The sequence below is a fragment of the Tessaracoccus oleiagri genome, from assembly GCF_900103275.1.
Lineage (GTDB): Bacteria > Actinomycetota > Actinomycetes > Propionibacteriales > Propionibacteriaceae > Arachnia > Arachnia oleiagri.
This window is the reverse complement of the sequence record NZ_FNGP01000003.1, coordinates 540,556-565,896: the sequence shown is the minus strand read 5'-3', so window position 1 is coordinate 565,896 and position 25,341 is coordinate 540,556. Positions and strand designations below refer to the sequence as shown.

The following is a 25,341-nucleotide window of genomic DNA, read 5'->3' as shown; positions in this document are numbered from 1 at the left end:
GCCCGTAGAATTGTTCACATGTTCGAGATGGTGCCGATGACCAGCGCAGACGCGTTCGCCGCAGTCGCGCACGCACACGAACACCGCCGCGCGGCCGAGGTGGCGGAGAAGATCGCCCTCCTGCGCGCCGCCGAACTCTACGAGGTCGACCGGGACGCCATCTGGGCCGTCACCGAACAAGAGATCCAAGCCGGCTCCGACGGCACCCCACTGGTGGGGGAGTTCCTCGCCCACGAACTTGCCGGCCTGCTCGGCGTCTCCCCGGAGTCCGCGCTCTGGCAGCTCGGGCAGGTGTTGGACCTCCGCCACCGGCACCCGGCGTTGTGGGAGGCGTTCCTGGCCGGCACCGTCTGGTTCTGGCAGGCCGCGAAGATCGTCCAAGCCTGCAGCGAACTCTCCGCCGAAGCCGTCGCGGTGATCGACCGCCGCACCGCCCACGCGCTGCAGCTGTGGCCCTGGACGCGGGTCATGCACCACCTCCCTGCGTGGATCATCGACGCCGACCCCGCCCACGCCGCCACCAAAGCCGCGAGCGCCCGCCAGTCCCGCGGCGTGCACATCGGCAGGATCGAGGACGGGCACTGCACCCTCAACGGCCGGCTCGCCGCCGAAGACGGGATCGCGCTCGATGAGGCGTTGGATGCGATCGCGGCCACGCTGCCCGCCCCCGAACTGCCCGAATGGCTCGAAGACGCCACCGACGGCCACAAAGCCAATTATCGGCACGACCAGCGTCGCGCCACCGCCGCCGGCATCCTCGCCCGCCAAGCCTTCGGCCAAGACGCCCTGCCGGTCGAGCTGATCGTCCACGTCGACGCCAACGATTTGACCCACGGCACCGGCGCCGCCCGCATCGAGCGGTGGGGCACCATCCTCACCCAGCACCTCCCCGAGTTCCTCACCGGCTCCACGGTCACCGTCCGGCCCGTCCTCGACCCCGCGGGTCTCTCTGCGTTGGATGGGTATGAGCCGTCGGCGGCGATGCGGCTCGCGCTCCAGGTGCGGAACCCGGTCGACGTGTTCCCCTACGGCACCCGCCAGGCCCGCGCCTGCGACCTGGACCACACCGAGCCCTACCGCTTCGACGGCCACACCCGCGGCCAGACCGGGATGCAGAACCTCGGCCCCCTTTCACGACGCAGCCACCGCGCGAAAACCCATGGTGGTTGGCAGTTGACGCAGCCCGAGCCGGGCGTGTTCCACTGGCGCTCCCCCGCAGGGTACGAATACCTCGTCACCGCCACCGGCACCACCCGCATCAGCGCTCCACCACCGCGGCCCTCGCCCTGCTTCATCGAACCAGAGCCGGATCCCTGGGAAGATCCACCACCCAGCGACCCCACCTCGAGTCGGCCAATCCAACCCGAACTCATCGCCTGGCTCATCGCCCAACACACCCTCACCAACGCGGCCGCCTGACCCGCGTAAGCTGGGTGACGTAGGAGCACGCCCTCGTTGGCCAAACCCTCGATTTGGTTTTCCGAAGGAACCCCGGTAATGTAATTCAAGCACCGCGGGGTGGAGCAGCTCGGTAGCTCGCTGGGCTCATAACCCAGAGGTCACAGGTTCAAATCCTGTCCCCGCTACGAAAAGTGGCCCTGACAAGCAGAAATGCTGTCAGGGCCACGTGCTTTTCTGGGGTCTTCAGTGTTGTGCGCGATCCCACCAGTTGAGGACGCGCAACGCGCGCAGGGTGATCCACCGAGAGGGCTTACCGGGTCCTGCGTCGATATCGAGCCAGTCGCGGCCCTCTGGGTTCCGGTCCAACGGCCAGCGTCCGTCCTCCAATCGGCGCCGACGGACGTGCTCCGCCGCTTCGCTCATCCGCGGATCCGGCGCCTGGCCAGTGAGCAGCGAGGCCGCCCGGAAGTGATCGAGGCCCCGGAGCACGTCGTAGTGCCAGCGGTTCGGATGCAGCAACGACAGGTACTTCTCGTCGGCCGGCTCCCCCGTGCTGAGCCGACGGAACAGGTGCCGCACCAGCAGGTACTCCTCCCCGGCGCGGCGCGCCTCCCGGGATGCGGGCGTCCCACCCGTCGCGGCCTCGTACGCCAGTAGGCCCTCGAGAACGGCGATGGTCGTGTCGAAGGAGGAACGCACCGATCCGCGTTCCGCCTCGCAGTTCCAGCCGCCATCGTCCAACCGCTCGCCGATCAGACGCTCGACGACGGGCCCCACGTCCACGCCGAAGTATGCCCCGTTGGCCACGAGCGACCCGTTGATGCAGGGTTCAACCTCGCCCTCCCAGTAAGGCTGGCCCGCGTGTTCCCAGCGCACAGTCCTGCGGATGGACGCCACTCGCTGCTCCAACGCCGACGGCGGGAGCCCGAACTCGCGCAGCAACGTGAGCACGTGGGAGGTGGCCGTCCATGGTTGGCCCTTCTCCGTGCCGCCCCACACGTAATCAGCCGGAAAGTGCGCCCCGCCGGCCCAGCCGCCCTCAGCATCAGCGACAGCGAGAAGCCGGGCTCCCCAGCCCTCGGTGGCGACGCGCGCTCGCTCCTTCTGCCACTCGATCTCTGGGGCCTCCAACAGGTCCCGCATCACCTGCCAGCGGATGGACGGGTCCGAACGCACGGGATGCATGAGCCATTGCACGACTGCGTCGGACATATCGCCAATGCTAGTGAGCGAACCATCCGAGAGGAAGGCGTGCGCGTCTCAGCAGTCGCCCCGTCGGTGCAAGGCGGCCTATCATTGGCGGTCGAATCGATTGTTAGGCTGTGCGGCGATGAGTACGAAGCAATCCAGACCACGTGAGGTCTGGATCGACGTCGCCAAGGGCATCGCCATCGCGCTCGTCGTGCTCGACCACTCCCGCCATCTCATCGACATGGTGGGGCTTCCCGTCCACCCCGTCTGGCAGTGGATCGGCTCCACGTTCGCCAGCGTCCGCATGCCTGCGTTCTTCATGATCTCGGGCTTCTTCCTCTACCGCTGGAAGACCCGGGGCTGGCGCGCGTTCGTCAAGGGCAAGCTGTCCGGCTTCGTCTACCTGTACTTCGTCTGGGCCACGGTCTACTTCGTCGTGGATGGCCTTGTCGTGCGCCACCTCGAGGACCGGGTCCTCGGCCTGACCCGCAGCGGGCCCGTCCAACACATCCTTCGCATCGACACCCCGCTGTGGTACCTCATGGCCCTGCCGCTCTTCTCGCTCATCTGGTGGGCGACGCGCAAGTGGCCCGCTTGGATCCCCGTGGGCATCGCGTTCCTCGGCTACATCGGCACGCAGGCCGGGTGGCTGCACTGGCCGGCGGTCATCAGCACCGTCGGCACCATCGGCTTCACCCACTACCTGTTCGCGTTCCTCATCGGCGCGCGTGCGAACGGGTTCATCCGCGCCTGGGTTCCGAAGGCGAAGGCGTGGCACCTGCTGGCGTTCGTCACCGCGTGGATGCTCCTGGTGTTCACCGAGCCGCCGGTGCCCGGGCTGCGCTTCTTCGTCGCCGTTCCCTCGCTCTTCCTGATCTCGGCCTTCGTCGCGCGATCGCAGCGGCTGTCGGGGCCGTTGCTCTCCATCGGCAAGCGCTCGCTGCCGGTCTACGTGACCCACTGGCTGCTCCTCGAATTCCAGCTGGGCCTCACGCTGCGATTCCTCGAGGAGGCGCCCGAATGGACGGGCCTCGTCCTCACCCCGCTGCTCTGGGCCACCTCGATCGTGCTGGCGATCGCTGTCTGGAAACTCACCCGCAAGCGGCGCTGGCTCTGGGCGCGACCCGACCCCGAGCCCGTGTCACTGCACGGCTCCGTGCTGGCGCCGCCCAGGGTGAACCGCCCCACCGGCTTCGGCAGGATCCAGTGACGCGCTCCCCGATCGTGCTCGGCTCGACCACTCCGCCACTGGCGGACTGGCACACCCGAGGGCTCATCGGCGGTTGGCCGGCGAATGAGGCGTGCGATGGCTTGCTACCCGGTGACGCCACGTACGGCTACGACCTCGCTTCCCTCCTCGATCGACCCGCCCCGCCGCCCGAGCCGGCAGACTTCGACGCATTCTGGGCGGCGACGGCAGCGGAGGCGGACGCCGGCCCGCCGTCCCTGCGCCTCGCGGCCCCCGACCCCGCCCCCGGGCGGCTCCGTGAGACCCACACCGTGCAGACCGGGACGTTCACGTCCATCGGTGGCAACGTGATCGGGTGTTGGGTGCTCCTTCCCCGTTCGGGCAGCGCGCGACGCAACCTCACGTTCGCCCACGGCTATGGCGGGCGCTACTCCCCCGACTTCGAGGAGGAGCTCGTCGAACCCGACGACGCAGTCATCCTCCCCTGCCTCCGTGGCCTCGGCGCGCTCTCGCTCCGCCCCGACATTCCCGCCGCCGGAGCCGAACACGTGCTGCACGGCATCGAGTCCCGGGAGGGCTACGTCCTGCGCGGCTGCGTGGCGGACGTCTGGCGTGCATCGGCCGAACTGGACAACCTCACCGGCGCGGCCGAGCACGCCTACTACGGGCCGAGCTTCGGCGGCGGTATCGGGGCGCTGGCGCTGGTGCACGGGCGCTACCGACGGGCAGCGCTCCACGTGCCGACCTTCGGCCACCATCCGCTGCGCCTGCGGTTCCCCAGCATCGGCAGCGGCGCCGGACTGCGCCGCCGGCTGGCGACCGACCCGTCGATCCTCCACGTGCTTGCCTACTTCGACGCCATGACCGCCGCCCGCCGCGTGACGACGCCCACCATCGTCTGCGCGGCCCTTTGGGACCCCTCCGTCCCGCCACCCGGCCAGTTCGCGGTCTACCACGGGCTGGCAGGCGAGAAGCAGCTCGTCGTGCAGGACGCCGCCCACACGGACTTCCCCGGCCAGCAGGCGCAGGACCGGTCGCGCGTCGAACTGCTGCGACGCTGGCTGCACTAGCATCTCCCGCATGCAGAATTTCCCACTGACCACCACCGAGCTCGCCAACGGACTCAAGGTGGCGGTGGCCGAGGCACCGTCGCCGGGGGTGGCGGTCAACCTCTGGTACGGGGTCGGGGCCGTCGACGAGGCCCCCGGGAAGACCGGCTTCGCGCACCTGTTCGAGCACCTGATGTTCCAGGGCTCGGCGAACGTCGCATCGGGCGAACACATGGCCCTCATCGAGGCCGCGGGCGGTACGGTCAACGCCACGACCTCGTCGGACCGCACCAACTACTTCGAGACCGTGCCGCGCGGCGCCCTCGAGCTCGCCCTCTGGCTCGAGGCCGACCGCATGGGGTCGCTGGCGATCACGCCCAGCAACTTCGAGGCCCAGCGCCAGGTGGTCAAGGAGGAGAAGCGCGAGCGGTACGACAACCAGCCCTACGGTGACCTGCTCGAGCTGATCGTGGCGCAGCACTTCCCGGAGTCGCACCCCTACGGCCACCTGCCCATCGGATCGATGGCCGACCTGGACGCCGCCACGCTCGACGACGTGGCGGAGTTCTGGTCGCGCTGGTACCGCGCCTCGAACGCCACCCTCGTGCTGGCCGGCCCGGTGCACGCGGAGGAGGGTTTCGCCCTCGCCGAGCGTTACTTCGGGCACCTGCCGCTGCTTCCCGAACGTCCGCCCAGAATCCACTCCCCCGAGCCGCTCCGTCCGCCGACGACCACCACGGTCACTCGCAACGTGCCGTACTCCGTGGCCTACCTGTCGTGGGCGTCCACGCCCGCGGCGGCCGACGACCTGCCCGCCCTCGACCTGGCGCTCAGCGTCCTCGCCGACGGGCACGCCTCCCGGCTCCACCGGCAACTGGTGAAGGACGATCGCGTCGCGCAGGAGGCGCACGCCATGATGCTGACGAACCACATGGCGCCCTCGCTGGCGACGCTCACGGCGCGGCCCGCGGAAGGCGTCGACACGCGGCGCGTCGCGGCCGGGATGCAGGACGTGCTCGCCCGGTTCCTGGACGAGGGCCCCGACGAGCGCGAGTTCGCGCGAGCCGTCGCGCAGTACGAGCGGGGCTGGCTCTCCCAGCTGTCGACCGCCGAGGAGCGCGCCGACCTGATGAACGAGGCGTGGCTGCTCCACGGCGATCCGGGCCGCGTGAACACGCACCTCGACGAGGTGCTCGCCCTCACCCCCGCAGACGTCCACGCCGCTGCCCTCCGCTGGCTCCGCCCGGACGACGCGCACCAACTCCACTACCTGGCCGGAGATCCCGCATGAATCGCCCCACCGTCGAACTGACCGCCTCGCCCTGGCGCTTCCCTGAGCCCGAGATCCACCACCTGCGCAACGGGCTCACCGTCTGGCACTTCCCCGTGGCCGGCCAGCACGTCGCTGCGTTCGAGCTCGTCGTGCCCGCCTCGCTGACGATGGAGCCCCGGGAGTTGGAGGGCGTGGGGACCGTCGCGCTGCACGGGATCGACGAGTCGACCCTCTCGCACCCAGACATCGCCGAGCTGCTCGACCTGAGTGGCGCCGCGCTGCACGCCAGCGCCCACCTGATGGCCACCCGCCTCGGCGGCGCGGCACCGTCACGCCGGCTCGGTGAGGTGCTCCCCCTGTTCACGGAGGTGCTGCGCGAGCCCGGCTACCTGGAGGAGGACGTCGCCCTGCACGTGGAGGCGCAGGTGGCCGCCTACCGCACCCGGCGCAGCTCCCCGGCCTCCGCCGCCCGGTGGGCCCTGCGCGCCGGCCTCTACGGGCTGGACCAGCGCCACGGCCGCCCGCTCGCGGGATCACCGGAGACGCTCGAACGCCTGACCCGGAGCGACGTCGTCGCTTGGCACGGGCAGCACTACGCCCCGAACGGGGCGACGCTCATCGTCGTGGGAGAGATCCCCGACCTCGACCTGTCGCCGCTCGAGGAGTGGACCGGGCACGCCGAACGGGCCGCACGCACCGAGCCGGCCACGGGCCCCGGCCGGGTGCTGATCGTCGACGTGCCGGACGCCGTCCAAGCGACCATCAACCTCGCCGTCCGCAGCATCCCCCGCACCGACCCCCGTTGGGCGCCGGCCCGCCTCGCCGGGCACATCATGGCGGGCGGCTTCGCCAGCCGGCTCAACCTCGAGCTCCGCGAACGGCTCGGCTACACCTACGGCGTGAACGGCGGCTTCGTCCCCGACGCGCTCGCGAGCGTCGCGCAGGTGAGCACCAACACCCGCACCGAGGTCGCCGGCGACGCACTCGCGCGCATCCTCGACGGCCTTCGCCTGAGGGAGCCCTTCACCGGCGACGAATTGGAGGACGCGAAGGCGTACCGCATCGGCGTCGCCCCCCTGGCGAACGAGACCTCCTCCGACATCGCAGGACAGGCCGCCGTGCTGGCAGAGGCCGGGCTCGACACGTCGTTCGTCAACGAACACACCGACGCGCTGCGCGAGGTCACGGTCGAGCAGGCCACGGAGACCTGGCGAGAGCTCGTCCACGTCGACGACCTCGTCATCGCAGTGGCAGGGAACGCCGAAGCCCTGCAGCAGCAGCTGCAGGGCTTCGACCCGACCGTGGTGGAGTTGGCCTAGCCGTCCAGTTCCTGGATGGCCGCCTCGATGCGCTCCTGCGCCTCCTCCTGGCGGTCCTGATAGGTGGCCAGGTCGCCGTTGCGGAGCGCCGCCTCGGCCTCCTCGTAGAGGTCCTGGGCCTCGTCGAGCAGGGCCCGCACGCGCTCGTCCTGGGTGGACGGGGACGCGGTGGGCGACGGGGTCTCGACGGCGCCGCTCGGGCTCTGCGACGGCTGCGGGGACGGGCTCTCGCCGGGCGCCGGCGTCTCGCCGCTGCCCGGGGTCTCCTCGGCCTCGGGCGACTCGCCCTCGATGACCTCACCCGTGTCAGCGCCCGCATCGCCCTGGAACACCTGGTCGAGCGCTGCCTGCAGTGTGTCGCCGATGCCGACGTTCTCGCCAAAGCGCACGACGACGAACCGCAGCGCCGGGTAACCACCCGTGGTGCTGCTCGTCATCGTGTAGATCGGCTGCACGTACAGCAGGCCCCCACCGAGGGGCAGGGTGAGCAGGTTGCCGAAGATCGCCTGCGTGTCGGAGCCCTCCCGGTTGAACGGCAGCAGCCGGTCGGCCACCGTCTCGTTGGTGCGGATCGCGTTGTACGCCTGCCCCGGGCCAGGGATCTGCTCCTCGTCGGACAGCTTCAGCACCCGCAGGCGACCGTAGTCGTCGCTGGTGGCGTCGGCGTTGGCCGACATGTACACCGACAGGTTCTCGCGGCCCCTGGGGACGAAGATCGTGGTGTTCGCGTAGTGCGGCGTGGTGTCGCGGGGCCAGCGGATCGTCAGGTAGTACGGGGGCTCCTTCTGCTCGGTCTCGCCGCCGCGGACCGGGTCGTTGGGCACCGCCCAGATGTCCGACTCCTGGTACCAGGTGTCGGAGTTGGTGGTGTGGTAGCGGCCGAGGACCTCCCGCTGGGCCTTGAACAGGTCCGAGGGGTAGCGCAGGTGCTCCAGCAGCGAGGCCGGGATGTCCTCCTTCGGGGTCACCGTGCCCGGGTAGACGTTCGACCAGGTCTGGAGGATCGGGTCCTCCTCGTCCCACTCGTAGAGGGTCACCGTGCCGTCGTAGGCGTCGACCGTGGCCTTCACGGAGTTGCGGATGTAGTTCACCTCGCGGCCGGGCTGGGTCAGGACCCCGGTCCGTGTCCGCGAGTCCGAGATGGCCGACGTGTAGTCGATGCTCTGCGAGTTCGGGAACTCGTCGGTGGTGGTGTACGCGTCGATGATCCAGACGATCTTCCCGTCGACCACGCTCGGGTACGGGTCGGAGTCGAGCGTGAGCCACGGGGCCACCTCCTGGACCCGCTCCAGCGGGACGCGGTTGTGGATGAGCTTCGACTCCTCGTTGACCCGATCCGACAGCATCAGGTTGATGTCGCCGAACCGGACCGCGAAGGCGGCCCTGGGCAGGAGGTCGCCGATCGGCACACCGCCCTGGCCGGTGTAGGTGTAGCGCGACTCGGTGCGGCCCTCACCGCCGGTCGGGGTGTCGAGCTCGACGGGCTCCTGGCCCTCCGGGGCGCCGACGACGATGTAGTCGGTGGTCCGCTCGCCGAAGTAGATGCGCGGCTCGTGCTCGGGCAGGACGCCGACGGTGGGGATGCCGCCGGAGAAGAACACCGGCTCGCCGTTGCTGTGGCGCTGGTTGCCGTACGCGCCGACGATGCCGTAGCCGTGGGTGTAGACGGTGCGCTGGTTGTTCCACGTGACCTCGGCGTTGGCGGACTCGAAGTCGAGCTCGCGCAGGGCCACGACGGCGTCCGTGCTGCGGCCGTCGATCTCGTAACGGTCCACGTCCAGGGTCTGCGGGAAGCGGTAGTACCCGCGGACCTGCTGCAACTGTTCGAACGTCCGCCCGACGACGGCCGGGTCGATCAGTCGGATCGCGGGCAGCGCCTCGGCGTCCGCGCGGAGCTGTCCCGCCGAGGCTTCCGTGGTGGCCTCGTAGTCGGTGATCTCCACCTCGTCGATCCCGAACGCCGCCCTGGTGGCCTCGACGTGGCGTCCGATGTACGGGCGCTCCTTGTCGGGCTCGTTGGGCAGCACCTGGAACTCCTGGATGAGCCAGGGGTAAGGCCCGGTGATGAGCAGCGACGACACCAGCAGCAGGGCGATCGACACGCCCGGCACCGCCCAGCGGATCCTCCACGCGTTGTAGAACGCGACCAGCGCCACGAGGGCGATGATGCCCGCGAGGATGGTCTGGGCCGGCATGCGCGCCGTCGCGTCGGTGTAGGCGACACCGGTGAACAGGGAGTTGTCCGAGGAGAGGAACCCGTAGCGGCCGAGGAAGGTGCTGATGGCAAGGACCAGGAGGATGAGGCCGAGCAGGATGGACATCTGGCGGTGGGCTCCGCGGGACTCCCGGGTGTTGCCGGTGCGCGTGAGCGCCTTGACGGTCAGCGAACCGGTCATGAAGTGCACGACGAGCGCGCCGATCGCCGAGATGACGAGCGTCGTCAGCAGGAAGCCGACGACGAACCGCCACCAGGGCAGGTCGAAGACGTAGAACGACGCGTCGAGGTTGTAGTACGGATCGCGGGTGCCGAACGTCGTGCCGCGCCAGAAGGCCAGGAAGGTGTCGGTGGCCGAGACGGCGCTCATCCCCGCCATCAGGCCGATGATGGCGGACGGCACCAGCATCAGGGTCCGGGAGCGGGCGTCGAGCACGTCGCGGGCCTGGATGAGGAACTCGGAGTCGAGGTTCGCCCGTCGCACCTTGGGCCGCAGCCGGTACGCGATCTCGAGGGACGCGAACAGCGCGCCTCCCATGACGAGCCCGAACACGACGAACAGGAGTACCTGCGTCACGAGTCGCGTGGTGAAGACCGTCTCGAAGTGGACGCTGTCGAACCACCAGAAGTCGGTGACGAGGCGGGACACCACCACCACGACCACGAGGAGGACGGCGACGATGCCGATCATCCACAGCAGCGGGTTGCGGCGACCCTGGTCGTCGAGGGAACGGATCGTCTCGCTCATGGTTCGCTCCTCAGCGTCTCGAACAGCGCGTCGGCGAGCCCGGGGACGAGGTCCTCGGAGCCGAGCAGTTCGTCAGGGTCGGACTTCAGCCGCGCCACGCCGTGCCGGGCACCGTCGCGCGTGACGCCGACGACGATGCGGACGTCGACCTTCTTCGGGTGCTTGCGGACGAAGTCCGAGGCCGCCTCGTCGCCCGCGGGCACCTCGTTCTCGTACTGCGACGGGAGCACGGTGCGCTCGAGCGCGAGTGCCACACCCTCGACCGTCTCAGGGAAGTAGATCTCGCTGAGGCGCTGGAACACGTTGTCGGTGGCGGTGAACTCGTCCTGTTCGACTGCGCTCATCGCGTCGTCGGCACCCTGGGGGACCCGGCCGACGAGTTGCGGCTCGCGCTCCAGCAGGTCCTTCGTGGTGACGAGCGCGAACAGCCGGGCGGGTTGGTCCCAGCCCAGCGTCGCGACGTGGCGTTCGACGTCCGTCAACGCCGCGATGAGTCGTGTGGGATCAGTCACAGGTGGGAACCTCCGCTTCGTTACCTTCATCAAGGAATTGCAGTGCCGCGATCGCGTCGCGCAGCGTGGCCACGGGCACCAGGCGAACGCCGGTCTTGAGGTCGGCGACGGCCTCGCAGTTGTCCAGCGGCAGCAGGAAGACGGACGCTCCCGCCGCCTCGGCGCCCTTGATCTTCTGGCGGACGCCGCCGATGGGCCGCACCTGCCCGCTGGGGTCGATCTCGCCCGTCCCGGCGACCACCTCGTCGCCCATGAGCGGGTTCTCGGTGAGGCGGTCGTAGATGCCGAGCGCGAACACCAGTCCGGCGCTCGGCCCGACGATGTCGTCGCTGAGCCCGTACGAGACGCGCGGGCTGTACTCGTAACCGATCCCGAGGCCGATGCCGACCATCGCGCGCGACGAGTCCTGCGAGGAGGGCGCCGTGGTGACGGAGACGGTCTGGGGTGCACCGTCGCGAGAGACCTCGAACGTGACCGGGCCCCCCACCTGGGAGGAACCGACCAGGCGGGCGACCTCGACGGTGGTGGTCACCGGCTGCTCGTTCACGGCGAGCACCAGGTCGCCCGGCTCGAGCCGGCCGCCCGCCGGGCCGGACATCACCACGCTGGAGACCATGGGCCGCTCGGTGACCGAGATCCCGGCCGCACGAAGGGCGGCGACGATCGCGTTGGTGCGGGAGGTGTCCATGGAGGCGACCGCCTCGGCGGACACCTCCTCGCCGGACTTCCCGGGCGGGTAGATGAGGTCGCGGGGCATCGCGTCGGAGTCCTCCGCGAAGTAGACCATCATCGCTTCCGGGAGGCTGACGTTGGAAGTCACCTTGGAGGTGGACACGACCGTGAGGAGCAACTCCCCCGACGTCTCGTACGTGGGCGCCCCGCTCACCTGGATGATGGGACCGGAGTCGGTGGACGCGAGCACGTTGACCGGCGTCCCCGGCCGCCACGTGACATACGGCACGGGCGTGAGCACCAGGATCGCGGCGAGTATGACGAAGAGCACCGAGGACGAGATGGCCACGGCATTGCGGTTCACCGTCGTCTCCCTTCGCCCCGTTCGGGGAAACCCTACCAACACCGCCCAAGGCGCATGCGTCGCACTTGCGCCGTGCGGTTGAATGGATGCCTAGGGAGGTGGTCACAAGTGACCCAGCCAGGTGACTTCAATTTCGAGGAACTGCGCAGGATGCTGCGGCAGATGGGCCTCGTCGGCGACGACGGCGAACTCGACCTCAACGCGATCATGCAGCGGATGCAGCAGATGCAGGCCAGCGGCCGCATGTGGGGCATCACGCCGGCCGACCAGGACCCCGATGCGGCGTGGCGAACCACGATGACCTCCGCGAAGCAGGCCACCGAGGCGCAGGGCCCCGACCCGGAGCTGATGCCCCACGAACGCGAGGCCGTCATCGACGCCGAGCGTCTGGCCCAGTCATGGCTCAACGAGTTCACCGCCTTCGACAACCCGGGTCTCCCGGCCCGCACCATCACCCGGTCGCAGTGGCTCGACGGGACCAGCGCGGGCTGGCGGAGCATCGTCGAGCCGATCATCGAGGGGCTCGGCGAGGCGCTCCAGCGCAGCTCGACGGAGGGCGCACCGGAGGGCATGGACTTCGGGGCCATGATGGGCCCGCTGATGAAGACGTCCGCCTCGCTCATGTACCGGGAGCGCCTGAAGCGGGAACTCACCAAGGTTGCCCGCGACACGTTGACCGGAACGGAGATCGGCTTCAACCTGTTCCAGGGCACGGGAGTCGTCGTCGTCCCGTCCAACATCGCCCAGTTCACCGAGAACCTCGACGCCGACGACACCGACCTGATGCTCGTGCTGCTGCTGCGGGAGTCCGCCCGGCAGCGGTTGTTCCACCAGGTGGGGTGGCTGTCGCCGCAGCTGCTGGCGCTCATGACGCACTACGCCCGCGAGATCACCATCGACCTCGACGCCATCGCGGAGCGGCTGAGCCCGGAGAACCTTCAGAGCATGTCGATGGAGGACATCGCGCGCATCGGCGAGGAGGTGCAGGTGTCGTTCTTCCGTCCCGCCACGACGGACGTGCAGATGGAGATCCTCGACCGCCTCGGCGTGCTGCTGGCACTCGTCGAGGGCTGGGTGGACCACGTCAGCGGGCGCGCGATGGAGAAGTGGATGCCGCACGCGGGGCGCATCTCGGAGGTGCTGCGCCGCCGGCGCGCCGCGGAGGGACCCGTGCGGTCCGTGCTCAAGGAGCTCATCGGGCTCGACCTCAGCCCGAGGCTCGTGCGCGACGCCGAGAACATCTGGGCCGCCATCGAGCACGACCGCGGGATCGAGGGGCGTGACGAGGTGTGGTCGCACCCGGACATGGTGCCGAACGCCAGGCACCTGGAGGACCCGCTGTCCTTCACCAGCGACGGCGAGTCGGCCTCCGACGACCTCGACGAGGAGCTGAGGAAACTGCTCGACTCCTGAAGTCGCGGCGCGTCCGGGTTGACTTGCGCATTCGCCGGGCGACAGACTTTGTTGGCGTGAGTCCCGCGGGGCTCGCCCGCAGGGGAAGGCGGGTAGAGCCGCGGGACTCCACTTATGTTCCGCTCTAGTGGCCCACTTGCCGCTACAGTGCAGAAGGTGTCGCCGGTGAACCGGCGGCCAGATCCATTAGGAGGAAGAATGGCCAAGGAGACTTGGGAAGGCGAGTTCTACTGCGTCAAGTGCAAGGCCAAGCGCAATGCCACTGGCGAGGTCGTCGTCAATGACAAGGGCACGAAGATGGCAAAGGGCAAGTGCCCCGAGTGCGGTACCAACCTCAACCGCATCCTCGGTCGCGCCTGAGCGCACCAACTTTTCCCTGACGGGTCGGCGAGGTTCAAACCGTCGGCCCGTCTTGCATCACCGCTGATGCAATACTCGCCCCGTGATCACGGTGGTGACGGACGGCAGCGCGGCACTCGCCGACGCCCTTGCGCGCATCGGGCTGCCCGTGCGCGGCTGTGCCTTGGAGGACGCCGCCCGGGACGCGGGCTTCTCGCTCGGCTCTGAGCTCACCGTCATGGCGTGCCGGCCCGGACGGCACCCGCTGGTCGAGGCGGAGGCCTTCCGGCATTCCACCGTGCTGTACGCCGAGGTGGAGGCCGACACCGGCACGGTCGGACCCGCGACCGCCATCGGTTCGGCACCCTGTCCCGCTTGCCTGGCCGTGGACGAGGACTTCCCCCGTGCGCGCCACGATCCGCGCGTGCTCGGTTGGGTGGCGGCGACCGTCGCCATGGAGGTCGAGGTCATTCGTAGGCACGGGATGAGCACCCTGCTGGCCACGTCGCTCAGCTGGTCGCTGGGCAGCGAGCCCGGGCTCACGGCGGCCACCTACCCCCGACGCGAGGGCTGCCGGACGCCGGGCTGCGCCGGCTAGCGGTGGTCGGCGACCACCCCGAGCACCCCTTGGCCGAACTTCGCGAGCTTGCTGCGCCCGATGCCGGGCAGCGCCAGCAGGTCCCGCTCGCCCGCGGGTTTGGCCTCCGCGATCGCCATCAGCGTGGCGTCGGTGAACACCACGAACGCGGGGACGCTCTCCGCGTCGGCGGTCTCCTTGCGCCAGCGCTTGAGCGCCTCCAGCAGCGCATGGTCGACGGGCAACTCGCAGTCCTCGTGGTGCCGGAGTTTGCGCTCCGCGGGCGTGGCGAGCACCCTGCCGCAGACCACGCACGGCCGCGACTTCACCGACCTGCGGCTCGTCTCGGGCCGCGCCGGCTCGCCGCCCTGCTCGGGCAGTCCGGCCAGGAAGCGGGAGCGCTGCTGCTTGCCTCCTTGGCCGATGAAGTTCCAGCTGATCCGCAGGTGCTTGCGGGCGCGGGTGCAGGCCACGTACAGGAGGCGACGCTCCTCACCCAGCGCGGGCTCCTCCTGCGAGAGCGAGAACGGGACCAGGCCCTCGCGGACGCCGATGATCGCCACCGCGTCCCACTCCAGCCCCTTCGCGGCGTGCATCGTCGAGAGCGTCACCGCCGCCGCGACGGGTGCATGCTCCCAGGACGCGCGTTCCCGCAGCCAACCCGCGGCATCGGCCGCGGTCCACGTCGGCGCGGCGTCGATCTCCTCGAACAGCATCTGCCGCAGCGCCGTCACCGATTCCCAGCGCTCGCGCTGCCGCCCCTGCCCTCCCGGCGCCTCGGGTGTCCAGCCGACGGCGGCGAGCGTGGCCTCGACGAGTTCGCCGGCCGTGACGTCCGGGGACCGTTCCGCCCTCACCAGCAGCTCGCGGACGGCCTGCTTCACCTCGCCCCGCTCGTAGAACCGCTCGGTGCCCCGCACCGTGTAGGGGATCCGGCGCGCGTCGAGCGCCGCCTCGAGCAGGGGTGACTGCGCGTTGATCCGGTAGAGGACCGCGAGCTCCGACCAGGGGGTGCCGGCGGCGTGGCGCTCGAGCAGCCAGTCCGCGACCGCGTCGGCCTCGTTGGCGGCGGTCCCCGACGCGCGGACGAGTGGTGCGGGGCCGGAGGCGCTCGTCGGGCGTAGCCGCTCGAGAGCGGTGGGGCGGAGCACGTGGTCGGCGACCCGGAGGATCTCCGGCGTGGAGCGGTAGTTGCGCACGAGGCGGATGGTCCGGGCGCCGTCGTACTCCGCACCGAACTCGCGGAGGAACCGGGGGTCCGCGCCTGCGAAGGAGTGGATCGCCTGGTTCGGGTCGCCCACGACGCACACGTCGTCGCGGCCGTCGACCCACAGTGAGATCAGTCGGTGCTGCAACGCGGAGACGTCCTGGTACTCGTCGACGACGAAGTGGCGGTACTGCGCGCGGATCTGCTCGGCGACGGCCGGGTGGTCGGTCAGGAGCGCCGCGTTGCACAGGAGCAGGTCGTGGAAGTCGACCACGCCCTGCGCCTGCTTCGCCTTCTCGTAGTTCGCCATCACGGCGGCCACCTGGCCGGGGGTCGCCCCGTTGACCTCGCGGCCATCGGCGAGCTCCACGTACGACTCGGGCGGCACGTTGCTGGACTTCGCCCACGAGATCTCCGTCTCGAGGTCGCGGATGAGTGGTGTCTCGGCAGCACCGAGCACGTGCGTGGCGGCCCGGGCGATGATCCCGAAGGTGTTGTCGGCCACCTGGGGGAACTCGGTGCCGTAGGCCTCCCGCCAGAAGTACCGGCACTGCCTGAGAGCCGCCGCGTGGATGGTCCGTGCCTGGGCGGTTCGCACGCCGAGCTGCGCGAGGCGGGCCCGCATCTCCCCCGCCGCCCTCGTGGTGAAGGTGACCGCGAGCACCGCACGCGGATCGTAGACCCGCTGGCTGACGGCGTAGGCCACCCGGTGCGTGATCGCGCGCGTCTTGCCGGTGCCGGCTCCCGCCAGCACCACGACCGGCGCGTCGAGCGCCAGCGCCACCTCCCGCTGCTCCGGATCGAGCGCGTCGAGGATCAAATCCGACATCCAGTCCCTCCTACCGCCGGTCAAGCTACCAGCTTCCGACGACTGTCCGAGGTGCCCGATAGGCTTCGGAGTCGACGGGGAGGTTGCATGCTGCAGGTGAGAGTGGGCCAGAGTTGGCGCGCGATGGTGGGCGAGCTCGTCGAGTCGTTCTCCGAGGCGTTGGCCTCACCCTTCGCGGCCGGCCGGGTCGTCGTGGACTCCCCGGGCTCGGCACGGTTGCTCAGCCAGGAGGTCGCCGCGCTGCAGGGCATCTCCGCGGGCGTCGAGTACGTGACCGTCCCACAGCTCGCCCGTGGGCTGGCGCGGCAGGCCGGGCTCGCCGACGAGCTGGAGGCCTGGCGCTCCCCGCGCCTCGTGACGGCCGTCTGGGAAGAGCTCGACGGCGTCGCCGCCGACCATCCCCTGCTCGCGCGCTTCCTGGAGCGTCCGGGGCGGAAGCTGTCGGCCGCGGCCCGGTTCGCCCGCCTGTTCCGGAGCTACCTCGACCACGCGCCACACCTGCTCCGTCGATGGCTCGAGGGTGACGACGGTGAGCTCGCGGCCCACCTGACGTGGCAGCCGGAACTGTTCCGCCGGGTCTGCGACGCGCTCCAGTCCGACCCGGTGGAACTGCTCGACGCCGTGGGCGAGGCGTCGGCCGCGGACTCCACCCCCACCTGGCTGTTCGCCATCGACGAGGTCCCCGCCGCCTGGGCGCCGGCGGTCGCGGCGGCGAGCCTCCGAGGCGCCTGGTTCGTCGGGAGGGCGCCCGACTGGCTGGGCGCGATCGAGCACCAGGTGCAGCGCACCGGCAAACCCCTCAAGGCGAACCCCATCGTCGAGGTCCACGGCTCCCATTCCCGCCTGCGGCAGGTGGAGGTGCTCCGCGACCAGCTCACCCGCTGCTTCGAGGAGGATCCCGCGTTGGAGCCGAGGGACGTGCGCATCGTGTGCCCGTCGCCGGACGAGTGGGGCCCGGTCATCAATTCGGTCTTCCGCGGGGACGGCGCCCACCCCGGACACCGCCTGCGGGTCGCTGAGGTGGCGCCGGCGGTCGGTGGCAACCTCGCGCTGGACGCGCTGGTCGCGGCGTTCGAGCTCCTCGAGGGGCGGGCCACCGCCACGCAGGTGGTGGAGTTCCTGCTGATGCCGGCCATCTCCCGCCGGTGGGGCTTCGGGCAGTCCCGCGACGACCTCCTGATCCTGGTGTCGGAAGCGGAGATCCGGTGGGGGCTCGACGCGGCGCAACGCAGCAGGTTCGGCCTCCCCAACACCGAGTACAACACCTGGTTCCGGGGCCTGGACGCCCTGCTGACGGGCGTGGCGCTCGGCTCCGAGATCGGCCCGCCCGGGGTGGCTGGAGTGGACGCGACGAATTCCGGCGACCTCGCGCTCATCGGCGCCCTCTCGGAGGTGGTCAGCCGGCTCCGGGCCCTCGCGCACCAGACCCGCGGTTCCCTGCCGGTCCCGGAATGGTGCCGCATCGCCACCCAGGCGTTGGAGGGGCTCGTCGGGCTCGGTTACGAGGACGCGTGGATGCAGCGGCAGGCCGTCGCCGCCCTCGACCGGTTGGCGCGCGCCCACGAGGGCAGCCGTGCCGGGTTCACGCGGCGCGAGTTCCGCCGGCTCCTGCTGGCGGACCTGCCGTCGCGCTGGCACCGCCCCGCGCTCGGCAACGGCGGCCTGCACGTCGTCGCGCCCGACGAGGTGCGGCACGTCGACGCCAAGGTCGTCGCCTTCATCGGGCTGGGTGACGCGCCCCAGCGGCCGCAGCCCGACGGGGTGCCCGGCACGCTGCCCGACCTCCGCCACCGGCGCCTGCAGTCGCTGCTGGCCCACGCCCGCGCCGCCCGGAGGGTGCTCGTCGTCACCGGCACGCGGTCCGAGCGGACCGGCGCCGAGCTGGAGATGCCCGTGACGATCGCCTGGCTCGCGCGGGAGCTGGGGGTCACCCCCACCGTCGTCCACCACGCTCCCCAGCCCTTCAACGCCGGCGCGTTCACGGGCCCCGGCAGCTTCGACCCCACCGCGTACCGGGGAGCCCGGCGCAGCGGGGAGCGCGCCGAGTCGCCCCTCGTGCTGCGACGCCGGGCCGCCATGACGCTGCCTCCGCAGCAGGCCCCGTCTCGCGTCTCGCTCGAGGAGCTCAAGCGCTTCCTGCAGGACCCGCTGAAGGAGTTCCTGCGCGCCAGGGTGGGCATCCGGGCCTTCGACGACCCGTCGATCGAGGACGCCGTGCCGCTCACCCTCGACGGTCTGCGCGAGTGGCAGGTGACTGACGCCCTGATCGACGGGCTGCTGCGCCACGAGGACCCCGCAGAGCTGATCCGCCGACAGGCGGCCCGGCAGATCTTCCCGCCCGGCAACCTCGGCAGGGGGCGCTCGGCCGTCGTGGAGCAGCGGGCCTGCGAAGTGGCGCGAGCCACCGAGCCCCTCCTCGCCGACACGCCGGTCACGGTGCCCGTCGCGCTCGACGTCGACGGCACGACGCTCTCCGGGCAGATCGCCATGCACGGCGGCACAGTGGTCCGCCCCAGCGCCAGCACGAGCACCACTCCTCTGCTCCTTGCCTGGCTGGAGACGCTCGCGCTCGCCGCCTCGGGGGTGGCGGCGAAGACGATCGTCATCCGCCCCGACCGCCGCGGTGGACCCGCGAGACGCACCACCTTCGGCCAGCCGAGTCCCGAACGCGCCACCGAACTGCTGTCGCTCTACCTGGGCGCGTGGCGCACGGGTCTCAGCCGGCTCCTGCCGGTCGCCTACACCCCCGCCTACAAGATGGCCCTCGAGGTGGCGTCCGAACGCTTCTCGGCAGACCAGTGGACGGTCCCCGGCCAGCGCGCGAAGTGGTATCCCGACGACCTCTGGAAGCTGTTCTACGACAACCCTGCCTGCGACATCTTCGACGACCCCGCCTGCGAGGACGACCCGCCGGGCAGCCAGTCGACTGTGTTCGAGCGGTGGGCGCTCGCCCTGTACGCACCGATGATCGAAGCGGGAGGCACGTGGTGAACGAGTTCCAACTGACCGGCGGTCTCCCGGACGACACCCTCCTCCTCGAGGCCAGCGCCGGCACCGGCAAGACCTACACCATCGCCGCGCTCGCGGTGCGCTACATCGCCGAGGAGGGTCTCGACGTCGGTTCGCTGCTCATGATCACCTTCGGCAACAACGCCGCGGCCGAGCTCCGGAGCCGCGTGTTCGCCGCCCTCGAGCGCACGGCCCTGCTCCTGGTGCGGTGGCGCGACGAGGGCGTCGTTCCCGACCCCGGGACGGATCCGGTCGCCCACCACCTCGTGGGACTGCCGGACCCCGCACAGTCGCTGGCGCGGCTCCACCGGGCGCTGGACCGCTTCGACGAGGCCACGATCCTCACCACGCACGCCTTCTGCCAGCACGCGCTCGAGGGCCTCGGCATTCTCGGCGACGCCGACCACGCCGAGGAACTGTCGCAGGCGGACACGCTGATCGACGAGGTGGCGGCGGACTGCTACCTGGGGATGTTCGCGAACGAGGAACGGCCACCGTTCGAGCCCTGGGAGTGCGGACGGCTCGCCCGGAGCGTGTGTGAATCCACGCTCCCCCTCGAGCCCGTGGACAGCGCGCGGGCTGCGTTCGGCCGGGCGGTCCGGGAGGAGTTCGAGCGCCGGAAGCGCGACATGGGGCTGGTGACGTTCAACGACCTCATCACACGGATGCGCCAGGTCCTCCGCGACGACGTCACCGGTCCGCACGCCCGCGAGTGGCTGTGCCGCCGGTACACGGTGGTGCTGGTCGACGAGTTCCAGGACACCGATCCCGACCAGTGGCAGGTGATCCGCGACGCGTTCGTGGACACCGGCCGGGCCACGATCCTCATCGGCGACCCCAAGCAGTCCATCTACGGGTTCCGCAGCGCGGACCTCCTCAGCTACCTCGACGCGGCCTCGCATGCCACGAAGGCGTCCCTCGGGACGAACTTCCGCTCCGACCCCGGGATCGTGGACGGCGTGGTGAGCCTGATGAAGGGGATGCACCTCGGGCACGAGCAGATCCAGGTGTCGCCCGTGGCCGCGCGCCATCCCGAACGGCTCGAGATCGGGCACGTCCGCGAGCGGGTGTGGGTGCGACGGGTGAGCACCCCGCAGGGCACCTCGGCGGACGAGGTCGCGATCGACGACCTGGTGCACCACGTGCAGGCCCTCCTCGGCAAGCCGCTCGACGGCCGCCGGGTCTCCCCGGACGACATCACCGTCCTGACGCGCACGGGCCAGACCGCCCGACGCGTGACCAAGCGCCTCGCGGACCTCGGCTACCCCGCGGTGCAGTTCGGCGGCACCAACGTGTGGGACCAACCGGCCGCGCAGGACTGGGTGCGGCTGTTGAAGGCGCTGCTGCCGTCCGCGGACGCCGCCAAGCGGGTGGTGGCCCTGTCCGACCTCTTCGGGGCGACGGTGACGGAGATCACCTCGCCCGCCGCGACGCGCCTCTGGGACATCCTGACCCGCGCTGGTCGCGCGCTCGAGGACCAGGGGCCGGGCGCCGCCCTCCAACTGATCCGGTCGGAAACCGACCTCGACGCCCGACTGGTCCCCACGCCCCGCGGCGAGCGATACCTCACCGACCTGCTCCACATCGGCGAGTTCCTCGACCGTTCCGGGCACCGGGACGCGCTGGCGCTCCTGCGGGTGCTCGAGGAGGCCCAGCGCCTTGAGAACGAGGCCGACGTGCGGGTCACCACCGACGCCCCGGCGGTCAAGGTCATGACCCTCCACGCGGCGAAGGGCCTCGAGTTCCCGATCGTCCTGATGCCGGACATGTCATCCACCCGCATCTTCCTGCGCTACCCGTTCAACGTCGTCCTCCACGGCCGGCGGAGCCTCTGGGTGGAGCCGGTCGACGAGCGCGACGAGGTGGGCCGACTCGCGCTGGCCCAGGCCCGCGACGAGGAGCTGCGGCTGCTGTACGTCGGACTCACCCGTGCCAAGCACCTGGCGGTGGCGTGGCACGTCGACTCACCGAAGACACCGACGGGGCCCCTCTCCGCCGCCCTGTTCCGCGACAGGGAGCGCAACAGTCTGGAGGCGTCGTACAACTGGCGGCTCGCGCCCTCCCTCCCCGGGGTTCGGGTCTCCGACGTCACCCGCCGCCCCGCCCTCGCGCCCTACCGCGGGGGCGACGGATCGCCACGGATCGAGCTCCGTCAGCTGGGCCGGGACGTCGACCAGTTCTGGCGACGGACCTCCTACACCGGCCTCACCACCGGCCTCCACGACCTGCCCTCCGGGGCGGACGAGACGCTCGAACTCGATGCGGTCGAGGTCGACGAGCGGCTGCGGGCCCCGGCCCCCATGGGCGACCTCCCGGCGGGCGCCGCGTTCGGCACGCTCGTCCACGAGGCGCTGGAGCGGCTCGACTGGAGCCCGGACGGGCTCACCGGCCGGCTGGAGTCGATCGTCGCCGAACTGGCCGTGGGATTCGACGACGAGCAGTCCTCCCTGCTGGCGCGGGGGCTGGAGGCCGTCGTCCGCACGCCCCTGCTGCCACTCACCGGACAGAGCCTGACCGGTGTCCCCGTGGCCAACCGACTGCCCGAACTCGACTTCGACCTCCCGATGGCCGACCACGGCGGCGCCACCCTCGGTGCCCTCGCGGAACTCCTCGGCGAGCACCTCGGGCCGTCCGACCCGCTGGCCGCCTATCCCGCGCGGCTGGCGTCCTCGCCCGCGGCGGGCTCGCTGCTGCGGGGGATGCTCACCGGCTCGATCGACGCCGTCCTGGCCACCGACGAGGGGCGCTTCCTGGTCGTCGACTACAAGACGAACCGGCTGGCCGCCACTGCGGACGAGCCGCTCACGCTCGGCCACTACACGCCGGGCGCGATGGCGGAGGCCATGATGGAGGCCCACTACCCGCTGCAGGCGATCCTGTACTGCGCGGCGCTGCACCGGTTCCTCTCGCTGCGGCAGCCGGGCTACGACCCCGAACGGCACCTCGGCGGGGTCGGATACCTGTTCGTGCGCGGCATGGCCGGCGAGGAGACCCCGGTCGTGGACGGCCACAGCTGCGGTGTGTTCGCGTGGCACCCCAGCGCCGAACTCGTCGTGGCGGTCAGCTCACTCCTGGGAGGCGACCATGCATGAGGTTCCCATCGCAGCCGAGGGCAAGCTGCGCACGTTCGCGGAGGCCGGGATGATCTCGCCGGCGGACTTCCACCTGGCCCGTCGCATGACCGCGCGCGACGAGCACGAGGACGCGCTCCTCGCGTTCGCGCTCGCCACCCGTGAGCTGCGGCACGGCTCCGTCTGCCTGCCGCTGGCCGAGGCGCCGCTGCTCAAGGCCGGTCTCGACGCGGAGGAGGGCGCCGAACAGCCCGAGTCCGCCCTGGAGTGGCCCGATCCGGCCTCCTGGCACGACGTCGTCGCCGCGTCCGCCGCCGTCGCTGACGGTGGCCCGTTCACGTTCGTCGACGGTCGGCTGTACCTCACGCGCTTCCACCGCCAGGAGCGGGCGGTGGCCCGGGCACTCGCGCGTCGCCGCGAGTTGCCGCTGGACGAAGGGTTCACCGTGCTCCCGGGCGGTGGGGACCCCGACGAGCAGCAGGACCGCGCCGTCGCGGCCGCCCTGCGGCACCGGACCAGCGTCATCACCGGCGGCCCTGGTACCGGCAAGACCACCACCGTCGTGCGCATCATCAACTCCCTCGGCCGGCGGCGGCCTGTCTCTGCGGCGCTCGCGGCTCCGACGGGCAAGGCGGCGCGCCAGCTCGACGAGGCGGTGGGCGCGCACCTGGAGCCGGGCGCCGTCTCGGAACTCCACTCCGGCACGCTCCACCGCATCCTCGGCAAGCGGGTGCGCGGCACGGACGCCACGTACCACGCCGGCAATCCGCTCCCCTACGACGTCGTCGTCGTCGACGAGACCTCCATGGTCTCGCTCGAGCACATGGCATCGCTCCTCGAAGCGGTCGGCCCGGACACCAGGCTCGTCCTCGTGGGCGACCCCCACCAGCTGCGTTCCGTCGAGGCCGGCGCCGTGCTCGCCGACATCGTCGCAAACCCGTCGCTGCTGCAGCTGGGCTCGGTCGTCGAGCTGCGCACCAACCGGCGCAGCCAGCCCGACATCACCGCGCTGGCCGACGCCATCGACGCCGGTGACACGAAGGGGGCGCTGGAGGTGATCGACGGCGCCACCGCCATCACGTGGCACGACTTCGACGGGCACAGCATCGCCGGCCAACCGCTGTTCCGGTCCGACGTGGTCGGTACGGCCCGCGCGGTCGTGACCGCCGCCGGAGCGGGCGACGCGCGGGCGGCGCTGGACGCGATGAACCGTCACCGGGTGCTCTGCGCGCACCGCGTCGGCCACTACGGGGTGCAGGGCTGGGCCAGGGCGGCCCGCGACGTGATCGCCGCCGAACTGCCGGAGTACGGCATGGCGCGCCACTACGTCGGGCAGCCGTTGCTGCTCACGCAGAACACCGAGACCTTCAGCAACGGGGACGTCGCGGTCATCGTCGCACGCGACGGCGAACTCGTGGCGGCCATCGACCAAGGCAGGGAGCCGACGCTCGTGCCGCCGGTCCTGCTGGACGACGCGAGCGACCTGCACGCGATGACGATCCACAAGGCGCAGGGCGGGCAGTACGACACGGTGAGCGTCGTGCTCCCCCCGCCGGGCTCGCCCCTGGCCACCCGCGAACTCGTGTACACCGCCGTGACCCGCGCCCGCACGGGGCTGAGGATCTACGGCTCGCGCGAGGCCTTCGCGGAGGCGGTGGCCACTCCCGTGCGACGGGCGTCGGGGCTCGCCGTCAGCTCCTGACCGCCGCGATCGCCTTGGCCACCCGGCCAACGTTGTCGGCGTTCAGGGCGGCCACGCACATGCGGCCCGCATCGGTGCCGTAGATGCCGAACTCCTCGCGGAGGCGGACCATCTGGTGCGTGGTGAGCCCGGAGTAGCTGAACATGCCGCGCTGCTCGGCGATGAAGCCCATGTCGGTCACGCCCTGCGCCTCGAGGCCCTTGACCAGGTCCTTGCGCAGCAGGGCGATCCGGTTGCGCATCTTGGCCAACTCGTCCTCCCACACGCCGCGGAGGGCGGGGTCGGCGAGGACGCCGGCGACGATCTTGGCGCCGTGCGCGGGCGGGTTCGAGTAGTTCGTGCGGATGACGATCTTGAGCTGGCTCAGCACCCGTCGGGCCTCGTCGGCGCTGGCCCCGACCACGGAGAGCGAGCCGATGCGCTGCCCGTAGAGGCCGAAGGTCTTCGAGTACGACGTGCCCACGATGAACGGCAGCCCGGACTGGACGAACTTGCCGACGAGCGCGCCGTCCTCGGCCAGCCCGGCCGCGAAGCCCTGGTAGGCCATGTCGACGAACGCGAACAGCCCGCGTTCGGCGACCACCTCGACGACGCGGTCCCACTGCTCGGGGGTGAGGTCGTAGCCGGTGGGGTTGTGGCAGCACGGGTGGAGCACGACGATGGTGCCCTCGGCCGCGCCACGGAGGTCGGCGAGCATGCCCTCCAGGTCGACGCCCCGGGACTCCGCGTCGTAGTAGCGGTAGGTGTCGACCTTGAACCCGGCGCGGGTGAACAGCGCGCGGTGGTTCTCCCAGCTCGGGTCGGAGATGAGCACGGTGGCCGAGGGGTTCAGCTGCCGCAGGAAGTCCGCGCCCACCTTGAGGGCGCCGGTCCCGGCGACCGCCTGGACGGTGGCGGTGCGCTCGAGCACGGGGGCGTCGGCGCCGAACACCAGCTTCCGGATCTCGTCGCGGAAGGCGGGCAGCCCGTCGATGGGCAGGTAGGCGTGCGGCTTGGCCTCCGCGACGATGCGCTGCTCGGCCTCGCGGACGGCCTCCATCAGCGGCACCTTGCCGCCCTCGTCGAGGTACACGCCCACGCCCAGGTTCACCTTGTCCGAGCGTCCGTCGTTGTTGAAGGCCTCGGTGAGGCCCAGAATAGGATCAGCAGGAGCCAACTCCGCGCGTTCCAACAGATTCATCTCGCACCTTCCCTGTACGTCTCGCCCGACCAGCGTAGTGCGTCAGGGGGACGGTGGAGCGCAGGATCCCAGAGAGGAGAC

Annotated in this window: 17 protein-coding genes and 1 tRNA gene; 12 read left to right on the top strand and 6 right to left on the bottom strand. The window is 70.9% G+C overall.

Annotation, left to right across the window (positions count from 1 at the left end; all coding sequences use genetic code 11):
- Positions 1-1,419, top strand: a 1,419-nt coding sequence (locus BLR46_RS10560) for a DUF222 domain-containing protein (protein WP_218118430.1), incomplete at its 5' end; no start/stop codon positions are given.
- Between the two features lie 93 nt (positions 1,420-1,512).
- Positions 1,513-1,586 (top strand) — tRNA-Met (locus BLR46_RS10555).
- Positions 1,587-1,644: 58 nt separating this feature from the next.
- On the opposite strand, the gene BLR46_RS10550 is transcribed toward BLR46_RS10555, so the two are convergent.
- Positions 1,645-2,613: a squalene cyclase gene (locus tag BLR46_RS10550; RefSeq protein ID WP_093251935.1), complete on the bottom strand. Its 969-nt coding sequence runs from the start codon at positions 2,611-2,613 to the stop codon at positions 1,645-1,647.
- Positions 2,614-2,731: 118 nt separating this feature from the next.
- Between BLR46_RS10550 and BLR46_RS15295 the strand changes: the two genes are divergently transcribed.
- From BLR46_RS15295 to BLR46_RS10530, 4 genes are read left to right on the top strand one after another with little or no spacing between them, the layout of a single operon-like run.
- A complete protein-coding gene (locus BLR46_RS15295; RefSeq protein ID WP_218118429.1) occupies positions 2,732-3,802 on the top strand; it encodes an acyltransferase family protein in 1,071 nt (356 codons plus the stop codon).
- Positions 3,799-4,851, top strand: coding sequence for an acetylxylan esterase (locus tag BLR46_RS10540; protein WP_218118428.1), 1,053 nt, complete (start codon positions 3,799-3,801; stop codon positions 4,849-4,851). The genes BLR46_RS15295 and BLR46_RS10540 overlap by 4 nt, the downstream gene beginning before the upstream one ends.
- Before the next feature lie 10 nt (positions 4,852-4,861).
- Positions 4,862-6,121 carry a M16 family metallopeptidase gene (locus BLR46_RS10535; RefSeq protein WP_093251802.1) on the top strand — a complete coding sequence of 420 codons (1,260 nt, stop codon included), beginning with the start codon at positions 4,862-4,864 and terminating at the stop codon, positions 6,119-6,121.
- Positions 6,118-7,422 carry a M16 family metallopeptidase gene (locus tag BLR46_RS10530; protein WP_093251800.1) on the top strand — a complete coding sequence of 435 codons (1,305 nt, stop codon included), beginning with the start codon at positions 6,118-6,120 and terminating at the stop codon, positions 7,420-7,422. The genes BLR46_RS10535 and BLR46_RS10530 overlap by 4 nt, the downstream gene beginning before the upstream one ends.
- On the opposite strand, the gene BLR46_RS10525 is transcribed toward BLR46_RS10530, so the two are convergent.
- Genes BLR46_RS10525 through BLR46_RS10515 form a run of 3 tightly spaced genes read right to left on the bottom strand, consistent with a single transcriptional unit; the run spans position 7,419 to position 11,933 of the window.
- Positions 7,419-10,385, bottom strand: coding sequence for a UPF0182 family membrane protein (locus tag BLR46_RS10525; protein ID WP_093251799.1), 2,967 nt, complete (start codon positions 10,383-10,385; stop codon positions 7,419-7,421). The two genes, BLR46_RS10530 and BLR46_RS10525, sit on opposite strands and share 4 nt — an antisense overlap.
- Positions 10,382-10,897 (bottom strand): PPA1309 family protein, encoded by a 516-nt coding sequence (locus BLR46_RS10520; RefSeq protein ID WP_245701647.1) that lies wholly within the window; start codon positions 10,895-10,897, stop codon positions 10,382-10,384. The genes BLR46_RS10525 and BLR46_RS10520 overlap by 4 nt, the downstream gene beginning before the upstream one ends.
- The gene (locus tag BLR46_RS10515; protein ID WP_093251796.1) at positions 10,890-11,933 is read right to left on the bottom strand and encodes a YlbL family protein; all 1,044 of its coding nucleotides are present in this window, start codon (positions 11,931-11,933) and stop codon (positions 10,890-10,892) included. The genes BLR46_RS10520 and BLR46_RS10515 overlap by 8 nt, the downstream gene beginning before the upstream one ends.
- A gap of 108 nt (positions 11,934-12,041) precedes the next feature.
- Here BLR46_RS10515 and BLR46_RS10510 point away from each other — a divergent pair, with 108 nt between their 5' ends.
- From BLR46_RS10510 to BLR46_RS10500, 3 genes are all read left to right on the top strand, one after another.
- Positions 12,042-13,346, top strand: coding sequence for a zinc-dependent metalloprotease (locus BLR46_RS10510; protein ID WP_176761734.1), 1,305 nt, complete (start codon positions 12,042-12,044; stop codon positions 13,344-13,346).
- Positions 13,347-13,544: 198 nt separating this feature from the next.
- Positions 13,545-13,706 carry a DUF5679 domain-containing protein gene (locus BLR46_RS15085; protein ID WP_093251793.1) on the top strand — a complete coding sequence of 54 codons (162 nt, stop codon included), beginning with the start codon at positions 13,545-13,547 and terminating at the stop codon, positions 13,704-13,706.
- 82 nt (positions 13,707-13,788) lie between these two features.
- Entirely contained in the window at positions 13,789-14,283 is a 495-nt protein-coding gene (locus BLR46_RS10500; RefSeq protein WP_093251791.1) for a hypothetical protein, read from the top strand.
- Here BLR46_RS10500 and BLR46_RS10495 read toward each other — a convergent pair.
- The gene (locus BLR46_RS10495; RefSeq protein WP_093251790.1) at positions 14,280-16,298 is read right to left on the bottom strand and encodes an ATP-dependent DNA helicase UvrD2; all 2,019 of its coding nucleotides are present in this window, start codon (positions 16,296-16,298) and stop codon (positions 14,280-14,282) included. The genes BLR46_RS10500 and BLR46_RS10495 overlap by 4 nt on opposite strands.
- Before the next feature lie 87 nt (positions 16,299-16,385).
- On the opposite strand from BLR46_RS10495, the gene BLR46_RS10490 reads away from it, so the two are divergent.
- The 3 genes from BLR46_RS10490 to recD are packed head-to-tail and all read left to right on the top strand — an operon-like array spanning position 16,386 to position 24,080.
- Positions 16,386-19,289 carry an exodeoxyribonuclease V subunit gamma gene (locus BLR46_RS10490; RefSeq protein ID WP_093251789.1) on the top strand — a complete coding sequence of 968 codons (2,904 nt, stop codon included), beginning with the start codon at positions 16,386-16,388 and terminating at the stop codon, positions 19,287-19,289.
- Positions 19,286-22,399 carry a UvrD-helicase domain-containing protein gene (locus BLR46_RS10485; RefSeq protein ID WP_143008274.1) on the top strand — a complete coding sequence of 1,038 codons (3,114 nt, stop codon included), beginning with the start codon at positions 19,286-19,288 and terminating at the stop codon, positions 22,397-22,399. The genes BLR46_RS10490 and BLR46_RS10485 overlap by 4 nt, the downstream gene beginning before the upstream one ends.
- Positions 22,392-24,080, top strand: a complete 1,689-nt coding sequence (recD, locus tag BLR46_RS10480) for an exodeoxyribonuclease V subunit alpha (protein WP_093251784.1) — start codon at positions 22,392-22,394, stop codon at positions 24,078-24,080. Before BLR46_RS10485 ends, recD begins: the two co-directional genes overlap by 8 nt.
- On the opposite strand, the gene BLR46_RS10475 is transcribed toward recD, so the two are convergent.
- Positions 24,070-25,260: an amino acid aminotransferase gene (locus BLR46_RS10475; protein WP_093251781.1), complete on the bottom strand. Its 1,191-nt coding sequence runs from the start codon at positions 25,258-25,260 to the stop codon at positions 24,070-24,072. The genes recD and BLR46_RS10475 overlap by 11 nt on opposite strands.
- Positions 25,261-25,341: the final 81 nt, after the last annotated feature.

Excerpts from the sequence above, each read along its gene's own strand:
- BLR46_RS10550 (WP_093251935.1), bottom strand. The coding sequence starts at position 2,613 with ATGTCCGACGCAGTCGTGCAATGGCTCATGCATCCCGTGCGTTCGGAC.
- BLR46_RS15295 (WP_218118429.1), top strand. The coding sequence starts at position 2,732 with ATGAGTACGAAGCAATCCAGACCACGTGAGGTCTGGATCGACGTCGCC.
- BLR46_RS10535 (WP_093251802.1), top strand. The coding sequence starts at position 4,862 with ATGCAGAATTTCCCACTGACCACCACCGAGCTCGCCAACGGACTCAAG.
- BLR46_RS10530 (WP_093251800.1), top strand. The coding sequence starts at position 6,118 with ATGAATCGCCCCACCGTCGAACTGACCGCCTCGCCCTGGCGCTTCCCT.
- BLR46_RS10525 (WP_093251799.1), bottom strand. The coding sequence starts at position 10,385 with ATGAGCGAGACGATCCGTTCCCTCGACGACCAGGGTCGCCGCAACCCG.
- BLR46_RS15085 (WP_093251793.1), top strand. The coding sequence starts at position 13,545 with ATGGCCAAGGAGACTTGGGAAGGCGAGTTCTACTGCGTCAAGTGCAAG.
- BLR46_RS10495 (WP_093251790.1), bottom strand. The coding sequence starts at position 16,298 with ATGTCGGATTTGATCCTCGACGCGCTCGATCCGGAGCAGCGGGAGGTG.
- BLR46_RS10490 (WP_093251789.1), top strand. The coding sequence starts at position 16,386 with ATGCTGCAGGTGAGAGTGGGCCAGAGTTGGCGCGCGATGGTGGGCGAG.
- recD (WP_093251784.1), top strand. The coding sequence starts at position 22,392 with ATGCATGAGGTTCCCATCGCAGCCGAGGGCAAGCTGCGCACGTTCGCG.
- BLR46_RS10475 (WP_093251781.1), bottom strand. The coding sequence starts at position 25,260 with ATGAATCTGTTGGAACGCGCGGAGTTGGCTCCTGCTGATCCTATTCTG.